Source organism: Planosporangium flavigriseum (assembly GCF_011947225.1).
GTDB classification, from domain to species: Bacteria; Actinomycetota; Actinomycetes; order Mycobacteriales; family Micromonosporaceae; genus Planosporangium; species Planosporangium flavigriseum.
In genome coordinates this window covers 1-332 of the sequence record NZ_JAATVW010000079.1, presented here as the reverse complement: position 1 = coordinate 332, position 332 = coordinate 1, and the positions used below count along the sequence as shown (strand labels likewise).

1 protein-coding gene is annotated in these 332 nt (G+C 66.3%); it reads right to left on the bottom strand.

Going from position 1 to position 332, the window contains the following annotated elements; genetic code table 11:
- Nucleotides 1-308 (bottom strand): sensor histidine kinase (locus HC028_RS26890; RefSeq protein ID WP_205861735.1); only part of this gene is annotated, 308 nt, incomplete at its 3' end.
- Between the last annotated feature and the right edge of the window lie 24 nt (nucleotides 309-332).

Sequence of the window (332 nt, the reverse complement as noted above, 5' to 3'; positions counted from 1 at the left end):
CCGCTGCCGTTGTCGGCGATGCTGACGACCGCCATCGGCCCCTCGACCCGGGTACTGATGCGGATCTCCCCGCGCTCGCCCCGCTCGGCCTTGTCCTGCATCGCGTCCGCGGCGTTGACCAGCAGGTTCAAAAACACCTGGTTGAGGTCACCGATGCGGCACAGCACCTCCGGCAGCTCACCCAGGTCCAGCACCACGTCAGCGACGTACTTCACCTCGTTCCGCGCCACCGTCAACGTGGTCGTCAGCGCCTCGTTGAGATCGGCGTACGAGCGATCCCGGGAGTCCTTGTAGCTGAACGACTTCATCGCCCGCACCAAGGTCGCGACCCG